Below are 3464 nucleotides of genomic sequence, written 5' to 3'. Positions count from 1 at the left end.
TAATAATTGAAAAGGTAGTAAAAATACGAATATAAATAACTTTTTTGACATAATAATAATTTTTTGTTTATTGAACATTATTGAGTATAGATACTTTTTGTTTTACTATGACCGGTTTAATCAATTCTCCACTAATGCTTATTATTCCGTTGTCCGAGAAATGGAGGTCATTAATGTAAGATGTTCTTGGACCAATACTGGTGGAACTGGCATGAGCATGGAAAATGTATTTATAGCTTCCGTCTTTACATACGAATGGGGCTCCGTGACCAGTACCTACCAATCCACCGGCAGCTTCTTTATCTCTTCTCAAAATAGGATTTCCACTATATTTCATCCATGGACCTAATGGAGAATTTGATGTTGCATACCCTACAGCATAATCCTGACTTTCATAATGATTGGCAGAATAAAGCAAATAGTAAGTATTTCCTCTTTTTATTAAAGAAGGTCCTTCTGTGATAGTTCCTTGTTTCTTTTCCCAGGAATTTTCGGCACTGATACATTGTCTTAATGTTTCTGTCTTGATACTTTTCAGATCTTTATTCATCTCAGCCACCCAAATAACATTTCCTCCGGTGAAACGTACAAAATAAAGATAAGGCGTACCATTGTCATCCATAAAAAATGATGTGTCGATTCCTTTTTCATTGGCAACAATAGGCTTTTGCTCACTTTGTACAAAAGGACCTTCAGGATTTGTGGAAGTAGCTACACAAATGTGTTCATTTACTGTGTAAAACATATAAAACATATTCTTTGATGCAATATAGTATACCTCAGGCGCCCAATACCATTTGTTTCCCCATGAGTTCTCGGGAGATAATGCTAAACGCTCTCCCCGTTTCCAATGCTTTAAATCTTCTGATATATATACTTCAAACCCGTTGATGCGAGTACCGTAAGCATAATATTTATTATTGTAATACAAGATGTAGGGATCGGCTATAGGTAACTTATTTTCTACAATCTCCCAAGATACTTCTGCATCTTTTTCAGCAGGTATAGCTGTGATTGTAGTTTTCTTCGAATGCCTTCCATAGTTATCAATGGCAGTCGCAGAAATCCGGTATGTATTATATTCTAGAGCTTTTATTAATAAAGAGCCTTTAATATTATCATTTACTCGTACATTGGTGATAATAGCATTTGTTTCATCATCTCCATCCGGTAGATAAGAGATCTCTACAGAAACTGCTTCAGAAGGGTTTTGCCAGGTTAGTTGTAACTCGTTTGCTTTTTGAGTCTCAACTGCCTTTAAATCAGTAACAGGATTAACTATTACTTCAGGTGCTTCTCCTTTGTCTTTATCATTGTTATTTCCAGGGGGCAGTGAGTCGTTACCACTACCACAAGCATAAAATACTAGTGGCAATATAATTAATATAAATGACCAGATATATCGTTCAATTGGTCTCATGTACTTTTGATTTAAAATTTATAACTGTAAATTATAATCCTGAGTATTATTCAGGATTATTTTCACTAGCCAGCATACGGGCAATTCCTTCTATCAAAGATGCTCCACTAGCTTGAGCTCCCATTGATGCAACATCTCCAGAGAATATGCTTCCCCAATAGTAATCGCAGTACATAGCCGGATATTTTTTTCTATTTAGGTTGTTACGCAATGTCTTGGCATTTTCTTTCATAAAGCTTCTTAAAGAAGTTCTGATAGAACTGAGTGCTTTGTCGTCCAAAATAAGATTTATTGCATAAGGTACAAATACTGCCTTAAAAATACTTTGATCCATACTGGTCCCTTCATCTCTTAATATTCCATTTCTAAGACATCTACTACTTGTCGCTGTATAATTTATTACCTTTTCAGCCATTCTCATATAGCTTACTTCTTGAGTTACGTGATATAACTGTCTACATGCTTCACCGAAAGTTCCTTGTGTGTAAGTTAATGGAGGTTCTTCCACTCTGCCGTCATCTTTCAATAGATTGCTCTCAATATATTTGTATAATGTTTTTGCATCTGTAAGATAATTCTCTTTATTAAATTTCTTATATAATTTGACGGCAATCAAACAACCCGGAGAGTTTGTACAGGCATTTCTTCCATTACTTTCGGTCTGCCATGGCAATCCTGTGCCTTTGTTATCTGTCCATGCTCTAGTAATGATATGTTGATCATAGATCTTTTTAGCCATATTAATATATGTATCATCCCTGTAGCTTCTGACAGATGTATCATTGTCAAACAAATCCAGCACATATCATCAGTAAAAGGATTAAGAAAGCCCGTTTCATCACTTGCACTATGATGATAATTATTGGCTTTGTTTTCGAACCAAAGTTTAAAATATCTTTTATAAGTATTAGCTAAGTCTGGATTCTCATCTTTTATTCGTTCATAAGAATATACTACAACATCCATCGCATGTGCTTGTTGCCAATAAATATTGAAAGACCCCCCACTTATGTCTTTGGGAGATTTCCAGAAGGTTCCTTTATTTTTATTCATAAACTGTTCTATTAGAACATATGTACAGCTATCAGCAAGAGCAGACCAGTCAATGACAAACCCTGTTTTGGATGGAGTGGCAGTAATTGTTACTTTTTCTGATCTTCTGCCATAATTATCGATAGCAACTGCTGATATTTCATAATTTCCATATTGGGCTAGTTTTAAGAGGAATGAGCCTTTACTTCCCGATGTTGCATTCACTTGTTGTGTGAGAGGTTCATTTTCAGTTCCTTCTGTCAATAATGCATAAGATAATTCTACTCTTATTAGCCTTGGATCCTTTGGATTCTGCCAGGTTACTTTCAACTCATTAGCATTTTGTGTCTCTTCACCCTTTAAATCGGTTACAGGATTAACTATTATAGTAGGTTCTTCTCCTTTATTATCATTCTCTTCCTTTGTCGGAAGAGAGTCATCGCCACTACCACACGAGCAAAATAGAAGTGGTAGGGCGATTAACATAAGAAACAAATTCTTTCGTTCAGTCAGTCTCATGTTTTCTCTGCTTTTGTTATGTTATAACTTATAAAATTCATCCCATCCTTTACGCGGTGGTAATCCTGCCAACATCGAATTGGCAAATTCATTGTTAGTAATCTGTTTTGTACGAGGGTCAAAGAATAACTGTGTATTCAAACGTTGCGCCATTACTCCCAATGAGAATACCTGGCTCAACACTCCATTGATTTCAAACGGTGAACGCGTTTTCTCAACCCCCTGACAGGCAAGTAAGAAGTTTTCAAAGTGGTTCGAAGGACTTTTCGGTACTTCCGGTAGCTTGTCAGCCATTTCCTTTGCCTTTTCCTCGGGAATGATCGACAATGTACTGCCATGACTACCGCCCTTAAAGATTAAATCCTTCGTATAAATAATCTTTCCGGGATTCAATTTAGCAGCCGGAGCAGTTCCCTGGTTCGTTGTAGGGATATTCGGATCCAGACCGGAAACGCCATAACCTGCCGGAATAGGAGGAAGGTTATCCAAACCG

3 protein-coding genes and 1 pseudogene are annotated in these 3464 nt (G+C 36.5%); all 4 read right to left on the bottom strand.

Going from position 1 to position 3464, the window contains the following annotated elements:
- Positions 1-67 precede the first annotated feature (67 nt).
- The gene (locus JCM17102_RS20685) at positions 68-1015 is read right to left on the bottom strand and encodes a glycoside hydrolase family 43 protein (protein ID WP_245798646.1); all 948 of its coding nucleotides are present in this window, start codon (positions 1013-1015) and stop codon (positions 68-70) included.
- Positions 1016-1466: 451 nt separating this feature from the next.
- On the bottom strand, positions 1467-2129 hold the full coding sequence (locus JCM17102_RS32110) for a glycoside hydrolase family 76 protein (protein ID WP_275564454.1): 663 nt from the start codon (positions 2127-2129) through the stop codon (positions 1467-1469).
- The gene (locus JCM17102_RS32105; protein WP_275564453.1) at positions 2033-2971 is read right to left on the bottom strand and encodes a hypothetical protein; all 939 of its coding nucleotides are present in this window, start codon (positions 2969-2971) and stop codon (positions 2033-2035) included. Before JCM17102_RS32105 ends, JCM17102_RS32110 begins: the two co-directional genes overlap by 97 nt.
- Before the next feature lie 21 nt (positions 2972-2992).
- Positions 2993-3464, bottom strand: a pseudogene (locus JCM17102_RS20675) (gfo/Idh/MocA family oxidoreductase); the annotation flags it as partial.

The sequence above is a fragment of the Bacteroides faecichinchillae JCM 17102 genome, from assembly GCF_000614145.1.
Lineage (GTDB): Bacteria > Bacteroidota > Bacteroidia > Bacteroidales > Bacteroidaceae > Bacteroides > Bacteroides faecichinchillae.
The sequence above is the reverse complement of the archived record's forward strand: the minus strand, read 5'-3'. Positions and strand labels throughout refer to the sequence as shown.